A 2,439-nucleotide genomic window follows, 5' to 3' on the forward strand; every position below is an offset into this window, starting at 1 on the left:
CCTACCCCCGCACAGTTGAAGTTGACAAAAGTAAAAATTGAATAAACTTCACCTCGTTTACTAGCTTCGCACAATCAAATTTGTATTTCTTTAATTCTTAGGTAAAAACTTCTCACCGAAGATTTTACAATTAACGAGCCATCACTCGATAGAAGTTCTCCATTATACGTCTCTTCTCTAATCTAGCATACTTTGCAAAATTTACTATTTGCTCATTTTTTTATTCATCATTTTATATCATCAATTAAAATTAATTATGGTTGATAGTTCTACTAAGACGTTTATTTGCCAGCTTCCTCTTCTAATTGACGTTTTATTTCATCCCAATCAATCTCACGACCTTTGGCATAATATTGACGGTCATATTCACCGATTTCTCGCACTACGCGACAAGGATTGCCATAGGCAAGAGAATTAGCGGGCACATCTTTTGTCACAATACTACCGGCGCCGATAACACTATTATCACCTATTTTAACCCCCGGCATTACCATTACGCCCGTACCTAACCAACAGTTTTTGCCAATATGAATCGGTAAATTATATTGATAAGCATGGGATCTTAAACCGGAATCGATGGGATGAGTGGCAGTCGATAAAACCACATTAGGTGCTAGCTTTGTATTGTCACCAACATAGATATGGGTATCGTCCACGCATGTTAAATTAAAATTAGCATAAACATTTTTGCCAAAATGAACATTATGTCCACCCCAATTGGAATGAAATGGCGGTTCAATATAACAACCTTCACCAATTTCAGCAAACATTTCTTTTAGTAAAGCAGCTCGTTTCTCACCTTCAGTAGGACGCGTTTGATTGTAATCGTATAATAATTCTAAACATTGAAGTTGTTGGTCCATAATACTTGAAACATTCGGTAAATATAATTCTCCTGTATGTAGTTTTTCTTTCATTTTAAATCACCTCTACTTATCGTTACTTTTCCATCATATCATGCTTTGGAATTGCTTTCAATAATTCTAAAGGTTATCTATTGCATCACGGATTTTTTGATGTTATATTGTAAAGTAATAAAATAATTAGAATTTGGAGAAAATTATGTTAAAAAGAAGAAATTTTTATGCTCTATCCCTGATGTCATTTGGGATATTCTTTGGAGCAGGTAATTTAATATTCCCACCTTCAGTAGCACAATTAGCAGGAAGTAATATTTGGTCAGCTTATTTTGGCTTTTTAATAACCGCCGTTATTCTACCTATTTTAGGTACTATTACGGTCGCCAAAACCGATGGGCTGTTAAACTTGGGTCGTAAAGTAGACCCGATTTTCGCTTATATTATCACTATTGGTATTTTATTAGCGATTGGTCCAGGACTTGCTATTCCAAGAACTGGTAGTACCTCCTTTGAAATGGCCATTAAACCTTGGTTAAATAGTGAGATGTCTACTACAATGCCACTCATTTTATATTCAGCTGTTTATTTTGGTCTAGTAGCACTTCTTTGCTGGACGCCCAATAAAATTATCGATCGGATTGGACGGTTTTCTACGCCGGCACTATTAGTTTTAATTTTATTATTGACAATTTTAGCTTTTACTCATCAACAACCGACACTTTTAGAGCCTTCCCATGGTTATGAAAAAGCCGCTTTTACAACTGGTTTCTTATCAGGTTATAATACTTTAGATACTTTAGCGGGATTAAATTACGGATTACTCATCGTGACAGCAGTACGTAATCTTAAAGTAGATGAATCAAAAATCGTGAAAGTAGCAACTAAAGCAGGTATCGTTGCCGGTATGGTGTTAGCACTTGTGTATTGGTGTTTAACGATTATTGGTCAATACGGTGCAGACAAGGTAGAACTTGGAGCCAATGGTGCCAATATTTTAGTGGCGGCCAGTACTTTACTTTTAGGTAAATTTGGCACGCTTGTTTTAGGTATCATCTTTGTATTGGCTTGCTTTAATACTTGCGTAGGTTTAATTACGTCCATTTCACAATTTTTCCATCGTATTTTACCACAATTGAGCTATCATACTTATGTGGTGATTTTAACTCTATGGAGTTTTGCTTTAGCTAATATTGGTTTAGATGGCATTTTAACTTATTCAGTCCCTATCTTAGTACTGCTTTATCCGATTGCGATTACGCTAATTATTTTAACCTTAACGGATAATTGGCTTCATCATAGTCAACTAACTTATCGTATCATTGCCTATGTTGTTAGTTTTATTAGTATCATAAATTCTTTAGTTAGTATGGGAATTAAAATACCAATCTTAACCGCATTAACTGAGGCTTTGCCGCTGGCTGATCAAGGTCTCAACTGGATGTTGCCAGTCATTATTCTAATGATCATTGCTTATTTTACGACTAATCGTCAAGCTGTTCCTAACTAATTTGGCAAAGGTCAACCCTTAACAAAACGAATGAACTGCCCCCGATCAAGTAGACAGGAGGCAGTTCATTTA

At 35.6% G+C, this 2,439-nt stretch carries 2 protein-coding genes; one reads left to right on the forward strand and one right to left on the reverse strand.

Translation table 11 applies throughout. The features are described from left to right. Positions 1-281: 281 nt before the first annotated feature. Complete coding sequence (locus GSA01S_RS09900) at positions 282-917, reverse strand: sugar O-acetyltransferase (protein WP_066127151.1); 636 nt, start codon at positions 915-917, stop codon at positions 282-284. 145 nt (positions 918-1,062) lie between these two features. Here GSA01S_RS09900 and brnQ point away from each other — a divergent pair, with 145 nt between their 5' ends. Continuing rightward, on the forward strand, positions 1,063-2,367 hold the full coding sequence (gene brnQ / locus GSA01S_RS09905; RefSeq protein WP_066127154.1) for a branched-chain amino acid transport system II carrier protein: 1,305 nt from the start codon (positions 1,063-1,065) through the stop codon (positions 2,365-2,367). Positions 2,368-2,439 lie beyond the last annotated feature (72 nt).

Source organism: Globicatella sanguinis NBRC 15551 (genome assembly GCF_001552295.1).
Classification (GTDB): Bacteria; Bacillota; Bacilli; order Lactobacillales; family Aerococcaceae; genus Globicatella; species Globicatella sanguinis.